This window comes from Enterobacter sp. EC_50, assembly GCF_019584525.1.
GTDB classification, from domain to species: domain Bacteria; phylum Pseudomonadota; class Gammaproteobacteria; order Enterobacterales; family Enterobacteriaceae; genus Enterobacter; species Enterobacter roggenkampii.
Map to the genome: position 1 here is coordinate 1 of NZ_VDAF01000024.1, position 26,616 is coordinate 26,616.

The window sequence follows — 26,616 nt, forward strand, 5'->3', positions numbered from 1 at the left end:
CTTAGTGCTGAATTCACTATCGGCGAAGGTGAGTTGATGGCTCATGATGTCCCTCTGGGATGCGCTCCGGATGAATATGATGATCTCATATCAGGAACTTGTTCGCACCTTCCCTAATACAAAAGGCTGATATTTCTCCGCCGCAACTATAATTCCTGCGGGAAATGTCACAAAAAAAAGATGCAGGCGGCCTGTTTTAGCATGCTCAGATGATAACAACCGAGACTGCTGGGTGGCGGAATTTAAGTTAGCGTAATTAATAATAGCGGCAATATTTAGTATTTTTTGAATTCCTTACATTCCTGGCTATTGCACAACTGAATTTATGGCTCTATTATTAGGTCAACAAACCACCCCCCATTATAAGTTTGAGATTACTACAATGAGCGAAGCACTTAAAATTCTGAACAACATCCGTACTCTTCGTGCGCAGGCAAGAGAATGCACCCTCGAAACGCTTGAAGAAATGCTGGAAAAATTAGAAGTTGTAGTTAATGAACGTCGCGAAGAAGAAAGCGCTGCTGCGGCTGAAATCGAAGAACGTACTCGTAAACTGCAGCAATATCGTGAAATGCTGATTGCTGATGGTATCGATCCAAATGAATTGCTGAACAGCATGGCTGCCGCTAAAACCGGTACTAAAGCAAAGCGTGCTGCCCGTCCTGCTAAATATAGCTACGTTGATGAGAACGGCGAAACTAAAACCTGGACTGGCCAGGGTCGTACTCCTGCTGTTATCAAGAAAGCGATGGATGAGCAAGGTAAACAGCTGGACGACTTCCTGATCAAGGATTAATCGAGCCTTATTCAGAAAAATCCCGCTTATTGCGGGATTTTTTTTAACCTAAATTTGCCGCAAACATCCTCTTACACTCTGTCATAAAGCATTATTTAGCAATTTCATCGACTGTACTTTAAGACAGGTTTTCGGGAGTGTTACGGGCATAAAAAAACCGGTGGGCAACGCCTCACCGGTTTGAACATTTGCAGCGGTGGCTTATTTCTTAATACCTACGCTCTCTTTGAGCCAGGTTTTAAATTCTTCGCCGAGGGTATTGTGGCGGATACCATATTCAACAAACGCCTGCATATAACCGAGCTTATTACCGCAGTCATGGCTCTTACCTTTCATATGGTAGGCCTCAACGGTCTCTTTCTCGATCAGCATATCGATGGCATCCGTCAGCTGGATCTCATCACCCGCTCCTGGAGGCGTTTTCGCCAGCAGAGGCCAGATTTCAGCACTCAGGACATAGCGACCTACAACAGCAAGGTTTGAAGGCGCTACGTCGGCTTTAGGCTTCTCTACGACGCCAACCATTGGCACACTCTCACCCGGCTCAAGGTTAACGCCTTTGCAGTCAACCACACCGTATGCCGTTACGTCTTCAACAGGCTCAACCATAATCTGGCTGCTGCCGGTTTCGTCGAAACGCTTGATCATTTCAGCCAGGTTATCCTGAGAAAGATCGGATTCGTATTCGTCCAGAATAACGTCAGGCAGAATTACCGCTACAGGCTCATCACCCACGACCGGGTGCGCGCACATAACAGCGTGGCCCAGACCTTTCGCCAGCCCCTGACGAACCTGCATAATGGTGACGTGTGGAGGGCAAATAGACTGAACTTCTTCTAACAGCTGACGCTTAACGCGCTTTTCCAGCATGGCTTCAAGTTCAAAGCTTGTATCGAAATGGTTTTCGATAGAGTTTTTAGATGAATGCGTAACCAGCACAATTTCAGTGATGCCGGCTGCGATACATTCATTAACGACATACTGGATTAATGGCTTATCAACCAGAGGCAGCATCTCTTTAGGAATCGCCTTGGTTGCTGGTAACATCCTGGTCCCCAATCCCGCTACCGGGATAACGGCCTTTCTGACTTTCGAATTTAGGGCAGCCATTCAAATTCTCCTGAGCTGTTCAAGTTTTGAACTTTTATGCAATAAATAACGCGTTGAGTATATCAGCCTCGCCCCGCAGTCCGGGTCTGAAAAGAACGCGTTGCCGATCAATTAGGATAAATACGCATGAAACCGGGCAGCGATAGTAGCACTCCCCGCAAAACACAGGTAAAGCAATCTTAAAATGACGATCCAATTGCTTATTCCGTGGACAACATTAAGCGTAGCCGCCCCCCGGCGCCCCAAATTTGGCACTGCCAGGAGGAACAGCGGTGGCTAATTTGATTAAGATACGCCGTTCCCAACGTCCCAAGCGGTACACCGTTACTCACCTGAATATGGTGTTCACCGGTATTCAGTGATGCATTGAGACCGGCTGAAACGAGGATCAGATTTTTTAAACCGCTGTGGTAATAGCCGACCAATAGCGGAAACTGTCCAGGCAAATTGGCCTGACGAAAAAGCTGGTTTACCTGTTTGAGTAAACTGCCTAACTCCGGCAACCGTTGTCCCTGATGGGATAACTGTTCCTGCAACAAACCATTAAATAGCGCACGAAGAAGCAACGCCGCTAATACACCGTTATCCCCCGCCCGGGTGACATCCAGGGAATAAAACGCAAGGTCAGAGTCAGACAGTGGCGCAATATCCAGCACCAGCCCAGGCTGGTCAGCGGCCACCAGCTGCCGATAATTTACGCGACAGTGGGAAATAGTTTGCTGGACGGGCGGCTGGAGCTCTTGCAACAGTTTCGCCGCAGCAGGCGGATTACTCACCAGCGCGTCCCAGTCCTGGAAAAGACGTTCCTCTTCCTCTACCCGGGAATTAAACATATTCGGATAAAGGCACGCTAAGACCGTTTCTCGCAGCCGGTTCAAATCTTTAACCGGTTTAAGCAGAATATCCTGTACCCCAAGACGTAATGCTTTTGCGATATCCGCCATGTTTTCGGTGGCAGAGATCACCAGAATCGGCGTCTGATTGCCTTCGTTACGCAGATGCTCAACCAGCTTCAGTCCATTCATGCGCGGCATCGCAATGTCGCAAATCATCAAATCGGGCGTAATGCTGATCATTTTTTCCAGGGCGTCGATGCCATCTTCAGCCAGTGACGTCATTGCGCCCAGCGAGGATAACCACGAATCCAGTAGCGATCGGAAAACGGGCTCGTCTTCAACAATCAAAATGTGTTTTCCGGCCAATGGCTGCGTCATGGTTCCTCCCCTGGCTGACAGTAACTAAATAGTGGCATGCGATCGGCACTATCGCCTGTCAGATTTTGCTGAAGTAGTCAAAAAAAGGTGCTTAACGTGCGGTTTGCACAAAAGGCAACAATTCGTCCATTTTCTTTTCGACGGCTAACGAGCCCGCTGCGATGGCGGCCTCAGCCCGATGGAAATCAAGAGTAGAGATTTGCGGACAGTACGGCTGAATAAGAATATCCGGAGGATCGCCTGCCATACGGTTACGTTTAAGGCGATTCTCGAGTACCTGAATTGACGTGGTCATGATTTCTATCGCCGTCGGCGCAGCAACCGAACGACGAGCGGTCATACGCCCGATTCTTCCGCGCAGGCGCTCGTGCCAGGCCAGTTTCTCGCCCTCAGCATCTTCGCTCTGGAGATTGACCGGCATGAGATCCTGTTGCATCAGGTGGGCGTCGTGCTGCAGGTCGACGGCAATCACGATGTCAGCACCCATTGCACGCGTCAGAGAGATGGGAACCGGGTTAACGACGCCACCATCGACAAGCCAGTAACCGTTGTGTGGGACAGGCGCCATGAGTCCCGGCATACTGCAGGAGGCACGCACGGCAAGATGGATATCCCCTTCGGTTAGCCAGAGTTCGCGACCTGTACTGAGGTTCGTCGCGACGGCGCCGAAAGGCATCTGACAATCAGTGAAGTCTTCGAGGGGCATAACCTGGCGGAACTGGTTAAAGACGCGTTCGCCGCGCAGCAGTCCACCACGCTGCCAGGAGAGGTCCATCAGACGCAGCACGTCCCAGTAGCTGAAGGAGCGCACCCACGTCTCGAGCTCCGGTAGCTTTCCGCACGCGTAAGCGGAGCCGACAAGCGATCCGATTGAGCACCCTGCAACAATATCGACAGTAATGCCCATCTGATTTAAGGCATTAATCACGCCGATGTGTGACCATCCCCGGGCGGCACCTGAACCCAGCGCCAGCCCAATTTTAACCTTTCTCATTAGTCCTGTTTTACGTCCCCTGGATTCCTGACATGGCATCAACGCAACGCCTCAGTTAACATAGTGCTACCCGAAGCGTTTTACGCCTTTATTTTTTTGTTCCAGGAAGAGAATCGTGTCTCAACTCTGCCCTTGTGGTAGCGCTCTGGAGTATAGCCTATGTTGCCAGCGATATCTTTCTGGCGATCAGGTTGCACCAGACCCGTCACACCTTATGCGTTCACGGTACACTGCTTTTGTGATCAAAGACGCAGACTACCTGATTAAAACCTGGCATCCATCCTGCCACGCAGCCGATTTCAAACAGGACATCGAAGCCGGGTTTGCGAACACGCAGTGGCTCGGCCTCACCGTCTATGAATCCTCTCCAGGCAGTCATGAAGATGAAGGTTACGTCAGCTTTGTTGGCCGTTTTACCGAGAACGCTAAGCCTGGCGCCATTATCGAGCGTTCCCGGTTCTTAAAGGAACGCGGGCAATGGTATTATATTGACGGAACGCGTCCACAGTTTGGTCGTAACGATCCCTGCCCGTGTGGTTCAGGTAAAAAATTTAAAAAGTGTTGCGGGCAGTAATGCCTGACAACCCAGACTTCGCAAATACAAACAGGATTTCCCGGCGATGCAATCATTACAACGTAAAGTTCTGCGCACCATCTGTCCCGATCAAAAAGGGCTGATCGCACGAATTACCAACATTTGCTACAAACATGAACTGAATATCGTGCAGAACAACGAGTTCGTTGACCACCGTACCGGCCGCTTCTTCATGCGTACCGAACTGGAAGGTATTTTCAACGACACCACCCTGCTGGCCGATCTGGACAGCGCGCTTCCGGAAGGCTCCGTGCGCGAGCTGACCCCTGCGGGCCGACGCCGCATCGTGATCCTGGTGACCAAAGAAGCACATTGCCTGGGCGACCTGCTGATGAAAGCCAACTACGGCGGTCTGGATGTCGAAATTGCGGCTGTTATTGGTAACCACGAGACCTTGCGCTCGCTGGTCGAGCGCTTTGATATTCCGTTCGAGCTGGTTAGCCATGAAGGCCATACGCGTGAAGAGCACGACGATCTGATGGCGCAGGCCATTGAAGCGCATAACCCGGACTACGTGGTGCTGGCGAAATACATGCGCGTGTTAACGCCGTCTTTCGTGGCGCGTTTCCCGAACAAGATCATCAACATCCACCACTCGTTCCTGCCGGCCTTTATTGGTGCGCGTCCATACCACCAGGCGTACGAGCGCGGCGTGAAGATCATCGGCGCGACAGCCCACTACGTGAATGACAATCTGGACGAAGGTCCCATCATCATGCAGGACGTGATTCATGTGGATCACACTTACACCGCTGAGGACATGATGCGTGCAGGGCGTGACGTTGAGAAGAATGTGTTAAGCCGCGCGCTGTATCAGGTACTGGCCCAGCGTGTCTTCGTTTACGGCAACAGAACCATCATTCTTTAATCTTTCGGAAAATGAATTGATTAGCTTTGCGCCTTTACGGATAAAAAGCAGGCAAACAACTTCATTTCCCTAAAGGAAAGCTTTACAGGGGCGTCTCATTTGATATGATGCGCCCCGCTTCCAGCAGGAAGCAAGCCAGTAAAAAAGCATTACCCCGTGGTGGGGTTCCCGAGCGGCCAAAGGGAGCAGACTGTAAATCTGCCGTCATCGACTTCGAAGGTTCGAATCCTTCCCCCACCACCATCTCTCAGCACGACCTCAAAATTTGAATTACCCCTGGTGGGGTTCCCGAGCGGCCAAAGGGAGCAGACTGTAAATCTGCCGTCATCGACTTCGAAGGTTCGAATCCTTCCCCCACCACCATCACTTCCCCAACATAAAAAAACCGAGTCCGCCCTTGTAGGCCGGGTAAGGCGCAGCCGCCACCCGGCGACAGAAACCTACATCGGAGGCAAACGACGCCTGACCGGCGAACTCTTCACAATCGACGTATTACACTGGGCATGTTCCGCCAGGCCGTCCAGCAGCGCATCAAGCTGTTCGATTGACCGCACCACCAGCCTGATGACGAAGCAGTCCTCCCCGGTGACTTTGTCGCTCTCAATACACTCCGGCATCGCCTGAATATACTTATCCACCTTATGCAACAGCCCTGGCAACGGCCGTACGCGTACCAGCGCCTGCAGCGTATACCCCAGCGCCGCCAGATTCACCCGTGCACCATACCCCTGAATCACACCGCGCTCTTCCAGCCGCTTCAGGCGTTCTGCCGTGCTGGGGGACGTCAGACCGATGCGGCCGCTGAGCACCTTCAACGACATGCGCGCATCCTCAACCAGGCAGGCTAAAATTTGTCGGTCGATATCATCGATAAGGCATTCCATTCTTTTCACCTAATTTTAAAAAGCCATTTACCTTTTCAACCTTATCTCACCCCTGTAAAACCCGACAGCGATTTTCGACAATAGCGTCATTAATCAGGAGGTGGATGATGCGTGATTTCCATAAAGGCGTCTGGCAAATGAGCCTGGCGATGTTAATTTCCGGCTCTATCGGCGCGTTTGTTTTGCTCTCCGGTCTGCCGGTGACGGAAGTGGTGTTCTGGCGCTGTCTTATCGGGGCTATGGCGCTTTTTATTTTTATCCGGGCAAGTCAAAAGCCCTTCAGCCCCCTCACCCGCACCACGCTGCTGCTGGCTATTCTTGGCGGCGTGGCGCTAGTGGTGAACTGGCTGCTGCTCTTCGCGGCCTATGAGCGCATCTCAATTGGTCTTTCAACCGTGGTCTATAACACCCAGCCTTTTATGCTGGTCTTGATGGGGATGTTTCTGGGTGAACGCGTCAGCCTGGTGAAATGGGGCTGGCTATTCCTCGCCTTTGGCGGCGTGGTGATCCTGCTCTCCAGCGAGCTCACCGGCGCGCATGGCAGCGAATGGCTCACCGGAATAGGTTTGGCCATGGCCGCGGCCTTCTTCTACGCGCTGACGGCAATCATTGCGCGCAAACTGAAAACAATCGCACCGCAGCATATTGCCTTTATCCAGGTGCTGACCGGCGTCGTGATGCTTTTGCCGTTTGCCAGCCTGCCGTCATTTTCCGGCGATTTCCCCTGGCCGATGCTGCTGACGCTCGGCATTGTCCATACCGGCATTATGTACCAGCTGCTCTACAGCGCAATTCAGAAGCTGCCTACGCCCATCACCGGCTCCCTGTCGTTTATCTATCCGGTGGTGGCAATTGTTGTCGATAATCTGGTGTTCGGACACGCGCTTAATCTGACGCAGCTGGCGGGCGGCGCGCTGATCCTGTTTGCTGCCGCGGGCAACAACCTGGGCTGGGGCGAAAAAAAACCCCGCGAGCGCGGGGTTAGTATCAAAACGGCGAATTAGCGACGGGCGCGTACAATCTGGTATTTGCGCGTCAGGTACTCCACCGGCGCGCTCCAGATGTGGACCAGGCGGGAGAACGGGAACAGCACAAACAGCGTCATCCCCAGCACCAGGTGAACGCGGAAGATAAACGCCACGCCGTACAGGTGCTCAGATGCTCCGCCGTGGAAGGTCACCACGGACTGCGCCCAGCCGACCAGCTTCATCATTTCGCTTCCGTCCATATGCTGCGCCGAGAACGGAATGGTCAGCAGACCCAGCGCGCACTGTACCATCAGCAGGGAGAGGATCAGGATATCCGCTGCGGTTGTGGTGGCACGCACGCGCGGGCTGAACAGACGACGCTTGAGCAGCAGCAGGCCGCCAACAAGGGTCATCACGCCGCAGGCACCGCCCGCGATCATCGCCATCTTCTGCTTCACCTCAATCGGCAGCCACGCTTCATACATCCAGTGCGGCGTCAGCATCCCGAGGAAGTGACCGGCAAAAATGCCCAGAATCCCGATGTGGAACAGGTTAGACGCGACGTGCATCCCCTTGCGGTCCAGCATCTGGCTGGAGGCGGCACGCCAGGTGTACTGGCCATAATCGTAACGCAGCCAGCTTCCCACCAGGAACACGGTGCCCGCGATATACGGGTAAATGTCAAAGAAGAACATATTCAGGAAGTGCATTAGTGCCGTCCTCCGTTAGAGATATTCAAATATTGCGGGGCAACCGCGCCGGCAAAACGGCGCTGGTGAGCAGCGATTTCAGACTCGCCGCAGTTCTGGTCGGCAAAGAATTTGACCTGCTCTTCTTCCCAGACCGCATCCAGCGCCTGTGGCGTATCGTCACGGGCCTCATCGGCGATTTTCTCCGCCACTTTTTCACTGTCGACAGAGGCGTTGGCGAGCTTCACCAGCAGATCGAACAGCACCGCGTAGCGGCTCTCACGCTGCTGAAGACGCGCGCCGAGCAGCGCCAGGATCGGCGCGATGTCCTGCAGACCGCCCAGCGCCTCTTCTTTTGGCAGCTGCGCCAGATATTCCAGATAGAGCGGCAGGTGATCCGGCAGCTCGCGGCTGTCGAGCTGCAGGCCGTGCTGCTCGTACTGTGCCATCAGGTCAACCATCGCCTGACCGCGGTCGCGGGATTCACCGTGAACGTGTTCGAACAGCAGCAGCGAGGTCGCACGCCCCCGATCAAACAGCTGACTGTAGTCCGCCTGCGCATCAAGAAGATCGCGCGCCAGCAGGTCACGGAGGAAAACGCCCAGCTTCTGGGCATCTTCTTTATCCAGGTTTTCAGATGCCGCAAGCGCATCAAAAAGTTCCTGCTGGTGCTGCGCCAGCGCAGCATCCGGGTACTCGAGCAGACGCGAAACAATGACGAGTTCAATCATGAGTGCGGCTCCGTTTTACTGGTCACATCCATGGCGTCGATGCGGCGGCTGTTGAACAGGTTGAATTTGCTGTCTGACCCGTGGCAGCCGTCGCCAAAGGTAAAGCCACAGCCGTTTTTCTCCGGGAAGGCCTCGCGGGCCAGCTCACGGTGGCTGCTAGGCACCACGAAACGGTCTTCGTAGTTGGCAATCGCCAGATAGCGGTACATTTCCTGCGCCTGCGCTTCGGTCAGACCGACCTCTTCCAGCGCGCGGGTGTCGGTTACGCCGTCCACGGTTTCGGCACGCTTGAAGTGGCGCATCGCCAGCATACGCTTCAGCGCCAGCAGTACGGGCTGGGTATCCCCTGCGGTCAGCAGGTTGGCCAGGTACTGAACCGGAATACGCAGGCTCTCCACGTCCGGCAGAATGCCGTTGCTGCCCAGCTCACCCGCGTCAGCGGCAGACTGAATCGGCGACAGCGGCGGCACGTACCAGACCATCGGCAGCGTGCGGTATTCCGGATGCAGCGGCAGGGCCAGCTTCCAGTCCATCGCCATTTTGTACACCGGAGACTGCTGCGCGGCGTCGATTACGCTCTGCGGAATGCCGTCCTTCAGCGCCTGCTCAATCACCTTCGGATCGTTCGGGTCGAGGAACACGTCCAGCTGACGCTGATACAGATCCTTCTCGTTCTCGGTGCTCGCGGCGTTTTCAATCGCGTCCGCGTCGTACAGCAGCACACCGAGGTAGCGAATACGGCCTACGCAGCTTTCGGAACAGACGGTCGGCATACCGGCTTCGATACGCGGGTAGCAGAAGATGCACTTCTCGGACTTACCGCTCTTCCAGTTGAAGTAGATCTTTTTGTACGGGCAGCCGGTGATGCACATGCGCCAGCCGCGGCACTTGTCCTGGTCGATCAGCACGATGCCGTCTTCTTCACGCTTGTAGATGGCGCCGCTCGGGCAGGTCGCCACGCACGCCGGGTTAAGGCAGTGCTCGCACAGGCGCGGCAGATACATCATGAAGGTGTTTTCGAACTGGCCGTACATCGCCTTCTGCATGTTCTCGAAGTTCTGGTCTTTGGCGCGTTTTTCGAACTCGCCGCCCAGAATCTCCTCCCAGTTTGGACCGCTGGTAATTTTGTCCATGCGCTGACCGGTGATCAGCGAGCGGGGACGGGCGATCGGCTGGTGTTTACCTTCCGGCGCGTTGTGCAGATTCTGGTAGTCGTAGTCAAACGGCTCGTAGTAATCCTCGATGCCCGGCAGGTGCGGGTTAGCAAAGATTTTTCCCAGAAGCCAAGCGCGGTTACCCATGCGCGGCTGCAGCTTGCCGTTGATTTTGCGGATCCAGCCGCCCTTCCACTTCTCCTGGTTTTCCCAGTCGGTCGGGAAGCCGGTGCCCGGCTTGCTTTCCACGTTGTTGAACCAGGCGTATTCCATACCTTCGCGGCTGGTCCAGACGTTTTTACAGGTGACCGAGCAGGTATGGCAGCCGATGCATTTATCCAGATTCAGCACCATGCCGACTTGTGAACGAATTTTCATTTTACGCTCTCCTGTACCTGGTCATTACCTTCGCCGTCTAACCAGTTAATATTCTTCATCTTACGTACCACCACGAACTCATCGCGGTTCGATCCTACGGTGCCGTAGTAGTTAAAGCCGTAGGCCAGCTGCGCATAGCCACCGATCATGTGGGTCGGCTTCGGCGTAATGCGGGTCACGGAGTTGTGGATCCCGCCGCGCTGCTCGGTGATCTCTGACCCCGGCAGGTTAACGATACGTTCCTGCGCGTGGTACATCATGGTCATCCCGGCCGGTACGCGCTGGCTCACCACCGCACGCGCCGTCAGGGCACCGTTGCTGTTGAACACTTCGATCCAGTCGTTATCTTCAATACCCAGATCTTTGGCATCCGTTTCGCTCATCCAGACAATCGGACCGCCGCGCGACAGGGTCAGCATCAGCAGGTTGTCGCTGTAGGTGGAGTGGATACCCCACTTCTGGTGCGGCGTCAGGAAGTTCAGCGCCTTCTCCGGGTTACCGTTCGATTTCGCGCCCATCACCGCTTTCACGGAGCGGGTGTCGATAGGCGGACGGTACACCAGCAGGCTTTCACCGAAGTCGCGCATCCACTGGTGGTCCTGATACAGCGACTGGCGGCCGGACAGGGTGCGCCATGGGATCAGCTCGTGAACGTTGGTGTAGCCCGCGTTATAGGACACATGCTCGTCTTCCAGACCTGACCAGGTCGGGCTGGAGATAATCTTGCGCGGCTGGGCCTGAATATCGCGGAAGCGGATTTTCTCTTCCTCTTTATTCGTCGCCAGATGCGTATGGTCGCGACCGGTGAACTCGCTCAGCGCCGCCCAGGCCTTCACCGCGACGTGGCCGTTGGTTTCCGGGGCCAGGGTCAGGATCATCTCTGCCGCATCAATCGCCGTGTTCAGCATGGGCTGGCCTTTCGCCGGGCCGTCCGCTTTGGTGTAGTTGAGCTTGCACAGCAGGTCCATTTCGCTCTGGGTGTTCCAGGCGATGCCTTTGCCGCCGTTACCGATTTTCTCCATCAGCGGGCCGATGGAGGTAAAGCGCTCGTACGTTGCCGGGTAATCACGTTCAACCGGAATGATGTGAGGCGCGGTCACGCCCGGAATCAGGTCGCATTCGCCTTTTTTCCAGTCCTTCACGTCAAGCGGCTGCGCCAGTTCGGCAGCGGAGTCGTGCTGGATGGGCAGCGTTACCACGTCGGTCTCTTTGCCGAGGTGCCCCACGCAGACTTCGGAGAAGGTCTTCGCGATGTCTTTGTAGATTTCCCAGTCGCTTTTTGATTCCCACGCCGGGTCAACGGCCGCAGACAGCGGATGAATAAACGGATGCATATCCGAGGTATTCATGTCGTCTTTTTCGTACCAGGTGGCGGTAGGCAGCACGATGTCGGAGTACAGGCAGGTGCTGGACAGACGGAAGTCGAGGGTCACCACCAGATCCAGCTTGCCGTCGAGACCGTTGTCTTTCCACTCCACCTCTTCCGGCTTCACGCCGCCCTGCTTGCCGAGATCTTTACCCTGGATACCGTTTTCGGTACCGAGCAGGTATTTCAGCATGTACTCGTGGCCTTTACCGGACGAGCCCAGCAGGTTGGAGCGCCAGATGAACAGGTTGCGCGGGTGGTTTTTACCGTTTTCCGGCTGTTCTGCCGCAAAGCGGATTGAGCCATCCTTCAGGGATTGCACGGTGTAATCCACCGGTGACATGCCCGCTTTCTTGGCCTCTTCCGCAATGCGCAGCGGGTTCGTGCCCAGCTGCGGCGCCGACGGCAGCCAGCCCATGCGCTCGGCGCGGACGTTGAAGTCAATCAGATGGCCGCTGTAGCGGGATTTATCCGCCATCGGCGACAGCAGCTCCTGTGCGGTGACCGTCTCGTAACGCCACTGGCTGGAGTGGTTATAGAAGTAGGAGGTGCTGTTCATGTGGCGTGCCGGACGCTGCCAGTCAAGGGCAAACGCCAGCGGCTGCCAGCCGGTCTGCGGACGTAGTTTTTCCTGACCCACGTAGTGCGCCCAGCCGCCGCCGCTCTGGCCGACGCAGCCGCAGAAGATCAGCATGTTGATCAGACCACGGTAGTTCATATCGAGGTGATACCAGTGGTTAAGACCCGCACCGACGATGATCATCGAGCGACCGTGGGTCTTGTCGGCGTTTTCCGCAAACTCGCGGGCGATACGCACGATCTGCGCGCGTGGAACGCCGGTGATCTGCTCCGCCCATGCCGGGGTATAAGCCTTCACGTCGTCATAGCCGGTGGCGCAGTTTTCATCACCCAGACCGCGTTCCAGGCCGTAGTTCGCCATGGTCAGGTCATAGACGGTGGTGACCAGCGCGGTAGTCCCGTCGGCCAGCTGCAGGCGTTTCACCGGCAGCTTGTGCATCAGCACGTTTTTCAGCTCAACCTTGTTGAAGTGCTCGGAACCTTCGCCGCCAAAGTACGGGAAGCCCACCTCAGCAATCTCGTCCTGGCTACCCAGCATGCTCAGACGCAGTTCCGTCTCTTCGCCGGTCGTGCCGTTACGCTGCTCAAGGTTCCACTTGCCCTTCTCGCCCCAGCGGAAGCCGATAGAGCCGTTTGGCGCCACCAGCTCACCGTTGCTGTTATAGGCGACGGTTTTCCACTCTGGGTTATTTTCCTGGCCCAGCGCGTCCACCAGATCGGCGGCGCGCAGCGTACGGCCTGCGGCGTAGTAGCCGTCACGCTCTTCGAGCATCACCAGCATCGGCATGTCGGTGTAGCGACGGACGTAGTCGGTGAAGTACTGGCTTGGTTTATCCAGGTGGAACTCGCGCAGCATGACGTGGCCCATCGCCATCGCCATCGCGGCATCGGTACCCTGTTTCGGTGCCAGCCACAGGTCGCACAGCTTGGCGATTTCCGCGTAGTCCGGGGTCACCGCCACGGTTTTGGTGCCTTTGTAACGCACCTCGGTAAAGAAGTGCGCGTCCGGCGTACGGGTCTGCGGTACGTTTGAGCCCCAGGCGATAATGTAGCTGGAGTTGTACCAGTCGGCGGACTCCGGTACGTCGGTCTGTTCGCCCCAGGTCTGTGGAGACGCTGGCGGCAGGTCGCAGTACCAGTCGTAGAAGCTCAGGCAGGTACCGCCGATTAAGGAGAGATAGCGCGCGCCGGAAGCGTAAGAGACCATCGACATCGCCGGGATTGGCGAGAAGCCTGCCACGCGGTCAGGACCGTAGGTTTTCACGGTGTAGACGTTGGAGGCCGCAATCAGCTCGTTCACCTCTTTCCAGGAAGAGCGAACGAAACCACCGCGACCGCGCGCCTGCTTGAAGCTTTTCGCTTTGTCGGCGTCCTCGATGATGGATGCCCACGCATCAACCGGATCGCTGTGCTGCACTTTCGCTTCACGCCACATTTTCATCAGGCGTTTACGCATCAGCGGATATTTGAGACGGTTGGCGCTGTAGAGATACCAGGAGTAGCTGGCGCCGCGCGGGCAGCCGCGCGGTTCATGGTTCGGCATATCCGGACGGGTGCGCGGGTAGTCGGTCTGCTGCATTTCCCAGGTCACCAGACCGTTTTTAACGAAAATCTTCCAGCTACATGAGCCAGTGCAGTTTACGCCGTGGGTAGAACGGACGACTTTGTCATGCTGCCAGCGCTGGCGGTAACCGTCTTCCCAGTCCCGGTTGGTATCCAGAACCTGGCCGTGCCCATCGGCAAACGTTTCGCCCTTCTGCTTGAAGTAGCGAAACCGGTCCAAAAACTTGCTCATCGGGTATCTCCTGTATGGAGCCTGTGGCTCTCTAAATCGACATTGCTGATTTGCAGCGAAGGTAACGCCCTGAAAGAGAGGGAGAATTGATAACGATCAAGACGACGAGGGACTTTCAGGCGAGGGATTACACCGAATACCACCAAAGCGGTATCTTTATGAATTTCATATCTATATGAAATATAAGGTCATTTCAATTACATCCTACAAAAGACCAGGCTAAATTTAACATCTCAGGTATTAAGGGGTAGAGCGCCCTGGAAAGCGATGGCGATCACAGTGTTGCCTGCGGAGTTCCTCATCTGGGCTTTCAGTATGTTGTAACTATTTTGACCCAAAAAAAACGCGGCCCGAAGGCCGCGTAAACGGATAATCACACTTACTTATTTTTTTTGGTATTACGGCCATATACCAGCCACGTAATCACAACGCAGGCGATATAGAAGATGAGGAAGACCTTCATTGCCCCCGCCGGAGAGCCGGTCAGATCCAGCGAGATGCCGAACGCTTTCGGAATAAAGAAGCCGCCAATTGCGCCAATCGCAGAGATAAAGCCCAGTGCTGCAGCTGTATCCGTTGCCGCTTCACGCATCGCCTGCTCTTCGCTTCCGCCCTGCGCCTTCACGCGGTCCATCGTCAGCTTGCGGAAGATCACGGAGATCATCTGGAAGGTAGACGCACTCCCCAGCCCGGCCGTCAGGAACAACACCATAAACACGCCGAAGAAGGCGATGAAGCTCCCGCCCTGTCCGTCAGCAGGCAGCGTCAGGAACAGCAGCGCACAGAAGACTGCCATCACGACGAAGTTAACCAGCGTCACGCGGGTCCCGCCCAGACGGTCAGAGATCATACCGCCAAGCGAACGCGCCAGGGCGCCAATAAACGGGCCGAAGAAGGCGAATTGCAGGATCTGCACGTCCGGGAACTGCGTTTTCGACAGCATCGCGAAGCCCGCCGAGAAGCCGATAAACGAACCGAAGGTCGCCAGATACAGCAGCGCCATCACCCAGAGGTGTCCACGCTTCAGCACCGGCAGCTGTTCGCTCAGCGACGCCTTCGACGCGGACAGGTCATTCATAAAGAACCAGGCTGCAAGGGTGAAGACCACGAGGAACGGCACCCAGATCCAGGCTGCGTTTTGCAGATAGAGGGAAGAACCATCCGCTTGCTCAACGCCACCGCCGCCAAAGGCTGCAAAAATGGAGACCGAGATCGCCAGGGGAGCGATCAGCTGCATCACGCTCACGCCCATATTGCCCAGACCGCCGTTAATCCCCAGCGCGCCGCCCTGCTTCGCTTTCGGGAAGAAGAAGCTGATGTTCGCCATGCTGGAGGCGAAGTTCGCCCCGGCAAAGCCGCACAGCAGGGAGATAATCACGAACACGCTGAACGGCGTTGAGGTATCCTGCACCGCAAAGCCGAGCCACACGCAAGGGACGATCATGATGCCCGTACTGAACGCCGTCCAGCGACGGCCGCCGAAGACCGGCACCATAAACGCGTAAGGGACGCGCAGCAGCGCGCCTGATAGCGACGGCAGCGCGGTCAGCATAAACAGCTGATCGGTTGTGAACGTAAAGCCGACTTTGGGCAGGTTTACCGCCACCGCGCTAAACAACATCCAGACGCAAAACGCTAATAACAAGCACGGCACGGAAATCCACAGATTCCGGCTTGCTACACGATGGCCGCGCTGTTGCCAGAACGCCGGATCCTCTGGACGCCAGTCAGTAATAACGGCACCATTTTCCCTTTCGGGAGCGGATGAGTGACTCATAGACACCTCTGATTCTCGAATGATGCTGCAAACATTAGGGTTTTAGGGCGGCGGTAAGTTGATATAAATCAAAGGAAAAGTGGGAGGATTTGCGGCGTAAAATAAGGCCTCACCCTTAGTGAGTAGGCTAATTCGGTAAAAAAGACGTGGTTTTTCACGGCACTGACGGTTCCCTGCAGCGCCCACCTCTTTCCCCCTACTCCGTTGGCAATTTAGGGGTAATCCTTTATTGGTATGGGTATACTCCAGGGTATGCACCAGAATAGCGCCATTCCTGCAAGCAGGCCACGTCAGGAGCACGCCCACTCTATGTTAAAAAGATGCTTATCTCCGCTAACGCTCGTGAATCAGCTCGCCCTGATTGTTTTGCTGTCCACCGCCATCGGCGTGACCGGCATGGCGATCTCCGGCTGGCTGGTACAAGGGGTACAGGGTAATGCGCATGCCATCAACGAGGCAGGCTCGCTACGCATGCAGAGTTACCGTCTGCTGGCGGCGGTTCCGCTGACGCAGGACGATCGGCCTTTAATCGATGAAATGGAGCGCACGGCGTTCAGCCCCGAGCTGGAAAATGCCGCCATCCGTGCCGGTCAGCAATCCCAGTTGAACGCCCTTCAGGGGTACTGGCACACCCAGCTGCAGCCGGGCCTGAAACAGGCGCGCAGTACAGAAGCCGTTGCCCAGGACGTGGCGGGGTTTGTCTCCCGCATTGACGCGCTGGTCTCCGCGTTCGACCAGACGACCGAATTACGCATCGACCGGGTGGTGATGGTGCACCGGGCCATGGCGCTGTTTATGGGGCTGCTGCTGATCTTCACCATCGTCTGGCTCCGCGCGCGTCTGCTGAATCCCTGGAAACAGCTGCTGGCGATGGCCCGCGCGGTCACCGCACGCGATTTTACCCAGCGCACGCACATTAGCGGGCGCAACGAGATGGCCATGCTCGGCCAGGCACTCAATACCATGTCGGCCGAGCTCTCCGAGAGCTACGCGGTGCTGGAGCAGCGCGTACAGGAAAAAACGGCCGGGCTGGAGCAGAAAAACGAGATCCTCTCTTTCCTCTGGCAGGCCAACCGTCGCTTGCACATGCAGGTGCCGCTATGTGAACGTCTCTCACCGGTGCTGAATGGCCTGCAAACGCTGACCCTGCTGCGCGATCTGGAGCTGCGGGTCTACGATGTGGAAGACGAAGAGAACCACCAGGAATTTACCTGTCAGTCCGATATGTCCTGCGATGACAAAGGCTGCCATCTTTGCCCTCGCGGCCTGCCGCCGCTGACCTCCGGCGGCACGACCCTGAAGTGGCGCCTGACGGACAGCCACACTCAGTACGGCATTCTGCTGGCCACCCTGCCAACCGGACGCCACCTGAGCCACGACCAGCAGCAGCTGGTTGATACGCTGGTTGAACAGCTGACGGCCACGCTGGCGCTCGACAGGCATCAGGAAAAACAGCAGCAGCTGATCGTCATGGAAGAGCGCGCGACCATCGCCCGCGAGCTGCACGACTCCATCGCCCAGTCGCTTTCCTGTATGAAAATGCAGGTGAGCTGCCTGCAGATGCAGGACGCGGAGATGCCCGACAGCAACAAGCAGCTGCTCAGCCAGATCCGCAACGAGCTGAACACCTCCTGGGTGCAGCTGCGCGAGCTGCTGACCACCTTCCGTCTGCAGCTGACCGAGCCGGGCCTGCGTCCGGCGCTGGAATCCAGCTGTCACGAATTTAGCGCCCGGCTGGGGTTCCCGGTGAAGCTGGATTACCAGCTGCCGCCGCGCTTTGTCCCCTCCCATCAGGCCATACATTTACTGCAGATCGCCCGCGAAGCACTGAGCAACGTGCTTAAACACGCTGAAGCAACGGCGGTCACGGTCACCGTCAGCCAGCACGACAATCAGGTGAAACTGACGGTTCACGATAACGGCCGCGGCGTGCCGGAAAATGCCGAACGCACTAACCACTATGGTTTAATCATTATGCGAGACCGCGCCCAAAGCCTGCGCGGTGATTGCCAGGTTCGCCGGAGAGAGACGGGCGGCACGGAAGTTGTCGTCACCTTTATTCCCGAGAAACCGCTTACAACTGCTCAAGGAGATACCCATGACTAATCAGGAACCGGCATCCATCCTGTTGATCGACGACCATCCGATGCTGCGTACTGGCGTGAAACAGCTGGTCAGCATGGCGCCCGATATCACCGTGGTGGGCGAAGCCAGCAACGGCGAACAGGGCATTGAGCTTGCCGAATCCCTCGATCCCGATCTGATCCTGCTCGATCTGAATATGCCGGGCATGAACGGACTGGAGACCCTCGACAAGCTGCGGGAAAAATCGCTTTCCGGACGCATCGTCGTCTTTAGCGTGTCGAACCATGAAGAGGATGTGGTCACGGCGCTGAAGCGCGGGGCCGATGGCTATCTGCTGAAAGACATGGAGCCGGAAGATCTGCTTAAGGCGCTGCAGCAGGCGGCGGCGGGCGAGATGGTATTGAGCGAAGCCTTAACGCCGGTGCTGGCCGCCAGCCTGCGCGCCAACCGCGCCACCTCTGACCGTGACGTCAGCCAGCTCACGCCGCGCGAGCGCGACATTCTCAAGCTCATTGCCCAGGGCCTGCCGAACAAAATGATCGCTCGCCGCCTGGACATCACCGAAAGCACGGTCAAAGTGCACGTGAAGCATATGCTGAAGAAAATGAAGTTAAAATCTCGCGTTGAAGCCGCCGTGTGGGTGCATCAGGAACGCATTTTCTAAGGATTACTCCTCCGGCAGCAGCTTCCAGCGCGGGTCGTCATCAGGCAATGCGACCAGCGGCTGCACCACAGCAAGCGTGATCTCATTGGACGAGACGCGCTGGCCTTTCTCATCTTCTACCACTGCCGAGAGGTGCCAGCGGTTTGTCGCACCTTCCTGTTCATTCCAGGCAGGTATAATCACGCTCCAGCCGTCTGCGCTGTTACTTTTGGCCGGCGACGTCAGGCTCAATGCCTGCGTATCCCCCAGCCAGTGGATCTGACGGATGCCGTGCGTGCTGCGAACCTGCAGCTTCAGCATAACGGTCTCGCCCCCTTTCAGATCCCACGGCGGCGTGGCCAGCCAGACGGACAGCGTTTTACGCTGGCGGAACTCCATCACCGGCAGGCTAGTGCGCTCCGGTGAATCGTAGCGGCTGCCGCGCAGGGATCGCGTCGCGGCAACCTCATCGGCGGAAAGCTGCTTAGCCAGCGGAACGCCAAAGCGGTAGTTGAGCTTCAGTCCAAGGTTATTCTGGCTCTCGCCGCTTTCGCCCTGCTTGTGCCCGGCGGTCAACGTGACCAGCGGAACGGGGGTATAGTTAAGCCCCAGATTGACCGCAACCGGGTTGTGGTACCCGGTTCCACTGTTGAACAGGTCAACGTTATCGCCAAAGTACTGCTCAACGCTGACGCTGGTGTTCAGGTGATGAAACCACGGCAGCCAGGCTTTAGCGGTCACGTCATATCCGCGCGCCATGCGCTGCTCCTGAACGTCAGATCGCGCGCGCCATCCGGCAAAGGGCTGATAGTAGTTCGCTGAGAGGCGAAGATTTTCCCCCCACGCTTCCGCGCCCAGCCCGGCACGCTGCAGGTTTTCATCCAGAAGATTATCGTAAAAGGTGTTGTAGCCCAGCAGCCATTTCCCGGCGACCCAGCGCTGACCGATTCCGGCGTTACTGACCAGGCCATCCGTCTGCTGCGTCAGGCCAAGCTGGCTCCAGCTGAGGTAACGGTTAGTATCATTCCACGGAATAAACCAGCTCCCGCTGCTGCCGTTAAATTTGCCGTCGTTATCCACCAGCACGTTCACGCTGGCGTTTCCCCAGGGCGACAGCCAGGACTCAATCTGCTGGTTCACTTCCCCGCTTACCGCGTCGCGCACCTGACCAAAGGCAAACTGACGCGCCTGCTCGCCGGTCGTCAGCCCGTTGTCGGTCATGCTGGCTTCACCGAAGGCTTTCGCCATTTCGGCGAGGTGTTTCTCCCCTTCGCCCGTTGGCGCCGCCAGGCCGAGATCGGGCAGACTATCCCCATTATTATCAAAGGGGTGCTGCGCCTGATGCATAAAGGAATTCGGCGCACCGTGAACGGCTCCGGCCGTAAGAAGGGGGAGTAAAAACAGCAAACGAATGCGGGACGATACAGCCATCAACGTCGTCAATAAGAACCTGTGTTTATGAATAAACTCTTATTATGTTAACGCGATAAGCCCTGAAATGCAGTCCTGGCGGACATTTCAGGATTATCCTGAAACAGCCCTTTCAGCTCCGGCACGCAGGAACCACAGTTCGTACCACAGCGCAGCTTCGCCCCCAGCGCGGTGACGGAATCACACCCTCCGGCAATCGCCTCCCGTATCGCCTCTTCCCCGACGCTGAAACAGCTGCAGATAATGCGTCCCGGATCCATCGCCTTCCCGACGCTCTGCCCGTTCAACAGGGCGTGGCGTTCTGCGGGCAGCACGGGGGGTGAATGAAAAGCGGCTTCAATCACCGTATGCGCCAGCGCCGGTAACGCGGTACCTTCCCAGAAACCCAGCATAAGCTGGCCTTCATGCCAGGCCAGCACGCTGCTGCGTTCACCGGTCTGCGCAACCTGCAGCTGCCAGCCCCGGCCGCTGGCGTGTTCCATTACCCACGACAGCAGCGGTTTATCGCACGCCACCGTCAGGCGTGAAGCTTTACGCCACCAGTAAACCGAAGACGGCATTTCCAGCCCTTCGCGGGCATAGAGTTCTCCCTGCCAGACGGGCTGCCAGGGCTGGATTCTGACGGCGGTTTGTTTACTCTCCGGCTGGCCCGAAACCGGATCGCAGCGCCCTTCCACCAGCGCATTCACCTTTCCCTGGCGGGCAAACGCAGCGTTCCAGTGCATCGGGGCAAAAGCGTTCCCTTCACGCTGGGCGTCGCTGATGCGCACTCTTGCTACCATGACGCCGCGCGGCGAACTGATGCGCGCCAGCTGACCGTCGCACAGGGAAAACCGAACGGCGTCTGCGGGGCAAACCTCAACAAAGGGTTCGGCGATATGCTGCATCAGTCTGGCCACATATCCTGTTCGCGTCATGGTATGCCACTGATCGCGGATACGACCCGAGTTGAGAATCAGCGGGTACAACGCGCTGACCGTCGCACCGTGCGACAGAGGGTTAACGGGAACAATGTTGCGGCGTGGGAAATCCCCCCCAGGCCACTGCCAGGGCTCAAGCCGCTCCCACTCCTCACGGGTTAACGTAGCCAGGTCATGAAGGTTTAACGCCCGCGCGCCGTCATTTTCAAAGGCCGTCAGCGCCGCATGCTCGCAAAAAATCTCGTGGGGATGCAGCCAGGCAAAGGCGTCACCGTGCCCCAGCCGTTTCGCCACCTGCGCGACGATCCACCAGTCCGGCTTTGCCTCACCGGGCGCGGGCAGAAACGCGCGCTGGCGCGAAATGCGTCGCTCGGAATTGGTCACCGTCCCGTCCTTCTCTCCCCAGCCCAGCGCCGGAAAGCGAATATGGGCAAACCGGCTGGTGTCGGTATCATTCATCACCTCAGAGACAATGACCAGCGGGCAGCGCCCCAGCGCCTGACACACCGCGTGGCTGTCCGGCAGCGAGACGGCAGGATTGGTGCCCATGATCCACACTGCCTTCACCTCGCCGAGGGCAATGGCGTCAAACAGCTCCACCGCCATCAAGCCCGGCGTCTGCGCCAGCCGTTCCGTTCCCCAGAAACGCGCCACCCGCGAGAGATCGTCCGGCTCAAAGTTCATGTGCGCCGCCAGCTGGTTTGCCAGCCCGCCCACCTCTCTTCCGCCCATCGCGTTTGGCTGTCCGGTCAGCGAAAACGGGCCGCAGCCCGGACGGTTAAATTTCCCGCTGGCAATGTGAACGTTAATGATGGCGCTGCACTTGTCGCTGCCGCTGGAGGACTGGTTGATTCCCATGGTGTAGAGCGTGATGGCCCGGGGCACCGTCATAAACCAGTCGTAAAACGTACCAATATCCTGCGGCGAGAGGCCGCAAAACGCCGCCACGCGGGATATCGGCCACGCGTCCGTTCCCTGAATGACATTAAGCAGACCGACGAACAGCCCGGCGTCGCTGCCGGGAGTGAGCGCCAGATGCAGGTCAGCAATATCACAGGAGGCGGTTCTGCGCGGATCGATGACCACCACTTTCATCTCCGGATTGTTGTGCTTTGCCTGTACCAGGCGCTGATACAGCACCGGATGCGTCCAGGCCGCGTTTGAGCCCACCAGCACCACCAGATCGCTGTTTTCCACATCCTCGTAGCTGCACGGCACGACGTCTTCACCAAAGGCGCGCTTGTAGCCAACGACCGCCGATGACATGCAGAGCCGGGAGTTGGTATCAATGTTCGCCGCGCCGATAAACCCTTTCATCAGCTTATTGGCGGCGTAATAATCCTCGGTAAGCAATTGCCCGGACGCGTAAAACGCCACCGCCTGCGGCCCCCATTTGTCGATAATGTCCTGGAGGCGCTCGCCTGCCGCTCCCAGCGCCTGCGCCCAGGCCACCTCAGCACCGTCAACAACGGGGCGCAGCAATCGCCCCTGTAACCCCATTGTTTCCCCCAGGGCCGATCCTTTCACGCACAAGCGGCCAAAGTTTGCAGGGTGGGTTTCATCCCCCCGAACGCTGACCGTTTCACCGTCCACGCGGGCGACCACGCCGCAGCCGACCCCGCAGTAGGGACACGTTGTCCGGGTTTCCGTCATGAGGCCTCCGCACGCATTACCAGGGCATCATTACCGACCCACACCTTGCCGTTCTCAATTTTGACCGGCCAGGCGCGCACCGCGGGTTCGCCGTTCTCCACCTGACAGCCGTCGCGCAGGCGGATACGCTGCTTGTAGAGCGGGGAGATCACCACCGGCTCCCCCGCCGCATCGCCAAGAATGCCGCGGGAAAGCACGTTCGCGCTGCTGCCAGGCTCCCGATCGTCGAGGGCGTAAACGGTTTTGCCAAAGCGGAACAGCGCGATCGGCTTACGCCCAAGCCGCGCGCCGATTCCCGCCTGCTCGGGGATATCGTCGATGCCGCAGATTTCCTGCCATCGTTTACCTTGATCCGCTGCGGTGTCGTTCACCGCCGTGCGGAACAGCGCCAGACGGTTCGGATCGTTAAGCGTGGTTTGCCATTCGCACTGGTAGGTTTCCACCACCCGGGCCATCTCCTGCTCCAGCTCGTGGGCGATGCCCAGGCTGTCGTTGAGGATGACCTCCCGCAGGTAGTCGAGACCGCCTTCCAGGTTGTCCATCCAGGTGCTGGTGCGCTGCAGGCGATCCGCCGTGCGGATGTAGAACATCAGGAAACGGTCTACGGTGCGGATCAGCGTGTCATCATCAAGATCGCTGGCGAAGAGATCCGCATGGCGCGGCTTCATCCCGCCGTTGCCGCACAGGTAGAGATTCCAGCCTTTGTCCGTGGCGATGACCCCCACGTCTTTACTCTGCGCCTCGGCGCATTCGCGGGTACACCCTGAGACCGCCATTTTGATTTTGTGCGGTGCGCGCAGGCCTTTGTAACGGTGCTCGAGCCTGACCGCGAGGCCGGTGGAGTCCTGCACGCCGTAGCGGCACCACGTCGACCCGACGCAGGATTTCACCGTGCGCAGGGATTTGCCGTAGGCGTGCCCGGTTTCAAATCCGGCTTCCACCAGCGCCTGCCAGATCTCCGGCAGCTGTTCGAGCGTGGCGCCAAACAGGTCGATACGCTGGCCGCCGGTGATTTTGCTGTACAGGCTGTAGCGTTTCGCAATCTGGCCGATGGCGATCAGCCCGTCGGCGGTTACTTCCCCCGCAGGCATGCGCGGCACAATGGAGTAGGTACCGTCCTTCTGGATATTGGCGAAGTAGCGGTCGTTGGTGTCCTGCAGCGGCAGGTGTGCCGGTTTCAGCAGATACTCGTTCCAGCAGGAGGCGAGCACTGACCCCACCAGTGGCTTACAAATTTCGCACCCGTGTCCCTGACCGTAGCGGCTAATGAGCTGGTCAAAGGTGCGGATATGGTTGACGCGCACGAGGTGGTAAATCTCCTGACGCGAGTACGGGAAGTGTTCGCAGATGTCCTTTTTCACCTCCACGCCCTGTGCCGCCAGCTGGAACTCCATCACCTGCTTCACCAGTGCGCTACATCCTCCGCAGCCGGTCGCCGCTTTGGTGCACTGCTTAATCGCGCCGATATCCGTTGCGCCCGCCCTTACTGCCTGACAGATATCGTCTTTGCTGACGTTATGACACGAACAGATTTGTGCGCTTTCCGGCAGCGCCGCCACGCCGAGCGCTTTTGGCGCACTGCCTGACGACGCGGGTAATATCAGCGTTTCCGGCTCTTTTGGCAGGGCTATCCCGTTGAGCATCATCTGTACCAGCGTGGCGTATTCGCTGGCATCACCCACCAGCACGCCGCCGAGCAGCGTTTTGCCGTCGTGGCTGACCACGATTTTCTTGTAGATTTGCTGCGGGCCGTGCGTCCACTGGTAGCTCAGCGCCCCCGGCGTGCGGCCGTGAGCATCGCCGAACGAGGCCACGTCCACGCCCAGCAGCTTGAGTTTGGTGCTCATATCCGCGCCGGCGAAGGTTTTCTCCTCTCCCGCCAGCGCGGCGGCGGCCACCCTCGCCATCTGGTAGCCGGGCGCAACCAGCCCGAAGATTTTCCCTTCCCACAGGGCGCATTCACCAATGGCCAGCACGTCCGGATCGGAGGTCTGACAGCGGTCGTCAATGCCGATCCCACCGCGTTCGCCGATAGCCAGCCCGCTGCTGCGCGCCAGCGCGTCCTGCGGACGAATGCCGGCAGAAAAGACCACCATGTCTGTTTCAAGCTGTTCGCCATCGGCAAAGCGCAGCACCAGCCCGCCGCCCGCGGCGGCGATCTCCGTCGTTGCTTTACTGGTATGCACACCGACGCCAAGCGCCTCGATTTTCTTGCGCAGCATCGCCGCGCCGTCGTTGTCGAGCTGGACCGCCATCAGATTGGGCGCAAACTCCACCACGTGAGTTTCCAGCCCGAGCTGCTTCAGGGCATTCGCCGCCTCCAGCCCCAGCAGCCCGCCGCCAATCACGACACCGCGGCGTGAGCCCGCCGCGTGCGCCGCAATCTTGTCCAGATCGTCAAGGGTGCGGTAGACAAAACAGCCCGGCAAATTGTGGCCCGGCACGGGCGGCACGAACGGGTATGAGCCGGTCGCCAGCACCAGTTTATCCCAGTGGGTTTCGTGCCCGCTGGCGGTACGCACCACGCGCGCGTCGCGATCGATAGCGACAATCTGCTGCGACAGGCGCAGCTCAATGCCGTTGTTGGCAAAGAAATCCCCCTCCACCAGCGAAAGCGACGCCGCGCTGCGGCCGCCAAAATATTCCGACAGATGCACGCGGTCATAGGCGGCATAGCGCTCCTCGCCAAAGACAACGATCTGATACTGCTGATGCAGATTGTGGTTAACGCAGTCTTCGAGGAAATGATGGCCGACCATACCGTGCCCAACCACCACCAGAGTAGGTTTTGTCATAGCGTTCTGTCCTGCAACCTGCGGTTGCGTAGTGAAACGATCGAACAGCCAGTCCGCGTGCGCGGGCGCAGCCGTTGCCAGTAAATCGGTAAATGTTGCCGCGCTGCGGCAGTCCCCCATCAGCAGCACGCCAGCCAGCGCCCCCTGATGGATCAGTAAACGACGATAGTGACGGGTCAGCGGATCCCATGCGCTCCAGACCACATCGCCCTCCTGCTCTGCCGCGCGACCGAGGCTGAACAGCTCCACGCCGGTCACCTTGAGGCGCACGCCGTTGTCGGTCAGGGCAAACGGCGCGGTGACATCTCCGGCCAGCCGGACGGCGAGGATATCCGCCTGCGCCAGACAAGGGGCGACCAGGCCAAACGTCTGGCCGTCAATTTCACAGCATTCGCCAATGGCGTAGACGTCCGGCGCGGAGGTTTGCATCTGGTGATCCACCACGATGCCGCGCGCGCAGCGAATGCCGCTGGCCTGCGCCAGCACGACGTTGGGCTGCACGCCCGTCGCCAGCACCACGCGCGCGGCGGCGACGCTGCGTCCGTTCAGCAGCGTCACGCTATTCCCGTCAATCGCCGCGATGCCTGAGGCGAGCTCACAGCGCACGCCCCGCGCCGCCAGCGCCTCTTCCAGCAGCACGCCCGCCTTCTCATCCAGCTGCTGCTCCATCAGCCACCGACCGCGATGAACAAGGGTGACGTTGTCCCCTGAGCGCGCCAGCGCTGCTGCCGTCTCAACCCCGAGCACGCCGCCGCCCAGCACTACCGCCGGACCGGCGATCGCCCGAATGGCCCGGATATCCTCCAGGGTACGGAACGTGAAGACATGCGTCGCATTGCAGCCGGGAATTGGCGGAACAAAGGGCGTTGATCCGGTGGCAAACACCAGCGCATCCCAGCCCAGCGTGCGGGCGGTGGTTTGCACTTCCCGCGTGTCCACATTCACGGCGAGCGCCTTTTCGCCCCGCAGCACCGTCACGCCCCGTTCCTGGTACCAGTCGTCATTCTGAAGACAGATGCCCGCCGCCGTTTTTTCACCGCCCAGCACCGGCGAAAGCTGGATGCGGTTATAGGCATGCTCCGGCTCGTCACCGATGACGGTAATAGTGAAACGATCGGCAGCACGCCCGGTGAGCGAGGCAATCAGCCGCGTGGCCGCCATGCCATTTCCGATAATGACCAGTCGCATCAA

At 57.9% G+C, this 26,616-nt stretch carries 18 protein-coding genes and 2 tRNA genes; 8 read left to right on the plus strand and 12 right to left on the minus strand.

The genetic code is table 11. The features are described from left to right. Positions 1-382 precede the first annotated feature (382 nt). Entirely contained in the window at positions 383-796 is a 414-nt protein-coding gene (gene hns / locus FHC48_RS18305) for a histone-like nucleoid-structuring protein H-NS (protein ID WP_008502781.1), read from the plus strand. Between the two features lie 201 nt (positions 797-997). On the opposite strand, the gene galU is transcribed toward hns, so the two are convergent. From galU to rssA, 3 genes are all read right to left on the minus strand, one after another. After that, positions 998-1,906, minus strand: coding sequence for a UTP--glucose-1-phosphate uridylyltransferase GalU (gene galU / locus FHC48_RS18310; RefSeq protein WP_008502780.1), 909 nt, complete (start codon positions 1,904-1,906; stop codon positions 998-1,000). Positions 1,907-2,106: 200 nt separating this feature from the next. Next, entirely contained in the window at positions 2,107-3,120 is a 1,014-nt protein-coding gene (gene rssB / locus FHC48_RS18315; RefSeq protein WP_021240333.1) for a two-component system response regulator RssB, read from the minus strand. Between the two features lie 91 nt (positions 3,121-3,211). Beyond that, positions 3,212-4,114 carry a patatin-like phospholipase RssA gene (rssA, locus tag FHC48_RS18320; RefSeq protein WP_021240334.1) on the minus strand — a complete coding sequence of 301 codons (903 nt, stop codon included), beginning with the start codon at positions 4,112-4,114 and terminating at the stop codon, positions 3,212-3,214. Positions 4,115-4,229: 115 nt separating this feature from the next. On the opposite strand from rssA, the gene FHC48_RS18325 reads away from it, so the two are divergent. The 4 genes from FHC48_RS18325 (at position 4,230) to FHC48_RS18340 (ending at position 5,940) form a co-directional block, all read left to right on the plus strand. Beyond that, complete coding sequence (locus FHC48_RS18325; protein WP_059363537.1) at positions 4,230-4,688, plus strand: YchJ family protein; 459 nt, start codon at positions 4,230-4,232, stop codon at positions 4,686-4,688. Positions 4,689-4,734: 46 nt separating this feature from the next. Beyond that, a complete protein-coding gene (gene purU / locus FHC48_RS18330) occupies positions 4,735-5,577 on the plus strand; it encodes a formyltetrahydrofolate deformylase (protein WP_021240336.1) in 843 nt (280 codons plus the stop codon). A 158-nt stretch (positions 5,578-5,735) separates the two neighbouring features. After that, positions 5,736-5,820: transfer RNA gene (locus FHC48_RS18335), tRNA-Tyr, on the plus strand. A 35-nt stretch (positions 5,821-5,855) separates the two neighbouring features. After that, positions 5,856-5,940, plus strand: a tRNA-Tyr gene (locus FHC48_RS18340). A 77-nt stretch (positions 5,941-6,017) separates the two neighbouring features. Here FHC48_RS18340 and FHC48_RS18345 read toward each other — a convergent pair. After that, a complete protein-coding gene (locus FHC48_RS18345; RefSeq protein ID WP_021240337.1) occupies positions 6,018-6,461 on the minus strand; it encodes an Lrp/AsnC family transcriptional regulator in 444 nt (147 codons plus the stop codon). 107 nt (positions 6,462-6,568) lie between these two features. Between FHC48_RS18345 and FHC48_RS18350 the strand changes: the two genes are divergently transcribed. Further along, positions 6,569-7,465, plus strand: coding sequence for a DMT family transporter (locus FHC48_RS18350; RefSeq protein ID WP_045334903.1), 897 nt, complete (start codon positions 6,569-6,571; stop codon positions 7,463-7,465). Here the strand turns inward: FHC48_RS18350 and narI are convergent. The 5 genes from narI to FHC48_RS18375 form a co-directional block, all read right to left on the minus strand. After that, the gene (narI, locus tag FHC48_RS18355) at positions 7,462-8,139 is read right to left on the minus strand and encodes a respiratory nitrate reductase subunit gamma (RefSeq protein ID WP_059363539.1); all 678 of its coding nucleotides are present in this window, start codon (positions 8,137-8,139) and stop codon (positions 7,462-7,464) included. The genes FHC48_RS18350 and narI overlap by 4 nt on opposite strands. Next, on the minus strand, positions 8,139-8,849 hold the full coding sequence (narJ, locus tag FHC48_RS18360; protein WP_008503001.1) for a nitrate reductase molybdenum cofactor assembly chaperone: 711 nt from the start codon (positions 8,847-8,849) through the stop codon (positions 8,139-8,141). The genes narI and narJ overlap by 1 nt, the downstream gene beginning before the upstream one ends. Then, on the minus strand, positions 8,846-10,381 hold the full coding sequence (gene narH / locus FHC48_RS18365; protein WP_021240341.1) for a nitrate reductase subunit beta: 1,536 nt from the start codon (positions 10,379-10,381) through the stop codon (positions 8,846-8,848). Before narH ends, narJ begins: the two co-directional genes overlap by 4 nt. Then, positions 10,378-14,121, minus strand: coding sequence for a nitrate reductase subunit alpha (locus FHC48_RS18370; RefSeq protein WP_059363541.1), 3,744 nt, complete (start codon positions 14,119-14,121; stop codon positions 10,378-10,380). Before FHC48_RS18370 ends, narH begins: the two co-directional genes overlap by 4 nt. Before the next feature lie 379 nt (positions 14,122-14,500). Continuing rightward, positions 14,501-15,898: a NarK family nitrate/nitrite MFS transporter gene (locus tag FHC48_RS18375; RefSeq protein WP_032652255.1), complete on the minus strand. Its 1,398-nt coding sequence runs from the start codon at positions 15,896-15,898 to the stop codon at positions 14,501-14,503. 309 nt (positions 15,899-16,207) lie between these two features. On the opposite strand from FHC48_RS18375, the gene narX reads away from it, so the two are divergent. Continuing rightward, a complete protein-coding gene (gene narX, locus FHC48_RS18380; RefSeq protein WP_032652256.1) occupies positions 16,208-18,004 on the plus strand; it encodes a nitrate/nitrite two-component system sensor histidine kinase NarX in 1,797 nt (598 codons plus the stop codon). Continuing rightward, positions 17,997-18,647 (plus strand): two-component system response regulator NarL, encoded by a 651-nt coding sequence (gene narL, locus FHC48_RS18385; RefSeq protein WP_008499531.1) that lies wholly within the window; start codon positions 17,997-17,999, stop codon positions 18,645-18,647. Before narX ends, narL begins: the two co-directional genes overlap by 8 nt. Positions 18,648-18,650: 3 nt before the next feature. On the opposite strand, the gene FHC48_RS18390 is transcribed toward narL, so the two are convergent. The 3 genes from FHC48_RS18390 to nirB are packed head-to-tail and all read right to left on the minus strand — an operon-like array spanning position 18,651 to position 26,613. After that, positions 18,651-20,057: a YchO/YchP family invasin gene (locus FHC48_RS18390; RefSeq protein WP_023292222.1), complete on the minus strand. Its 1,407-nt coding sequence runs from the start codon at positions 20,055-20,057 to the stop codon at positions 18,651-18,653. 47 nt (positions 20,058-20,104) lie between these two features. Then, a complete protein-coding gene (locus FHC48_RS18395; RefSeq protein WP_220420560.1) occupies positions 20,105-22,630 on the minus strand; it encodes a nitrate reductase in 2,526 nt (841 codons plus the stop codon). Further along, positions 22,627-26,613, minus strand: coding sequence for a nitrite reductase large subunit NirB (gene nirB / locus FHC48_RS18400; RefSeq protein ID WP_072253856.1), 3,987 nt, complete (start codon positions 26,611-26,613; stop codon positions 22,627-22,629). Before nirB ends, FHC48_RS18395 begins: the two co-directional genes overlap by 4 nt. Positions 26,614-26,616 lie beyond the last annotated feature (3 nt).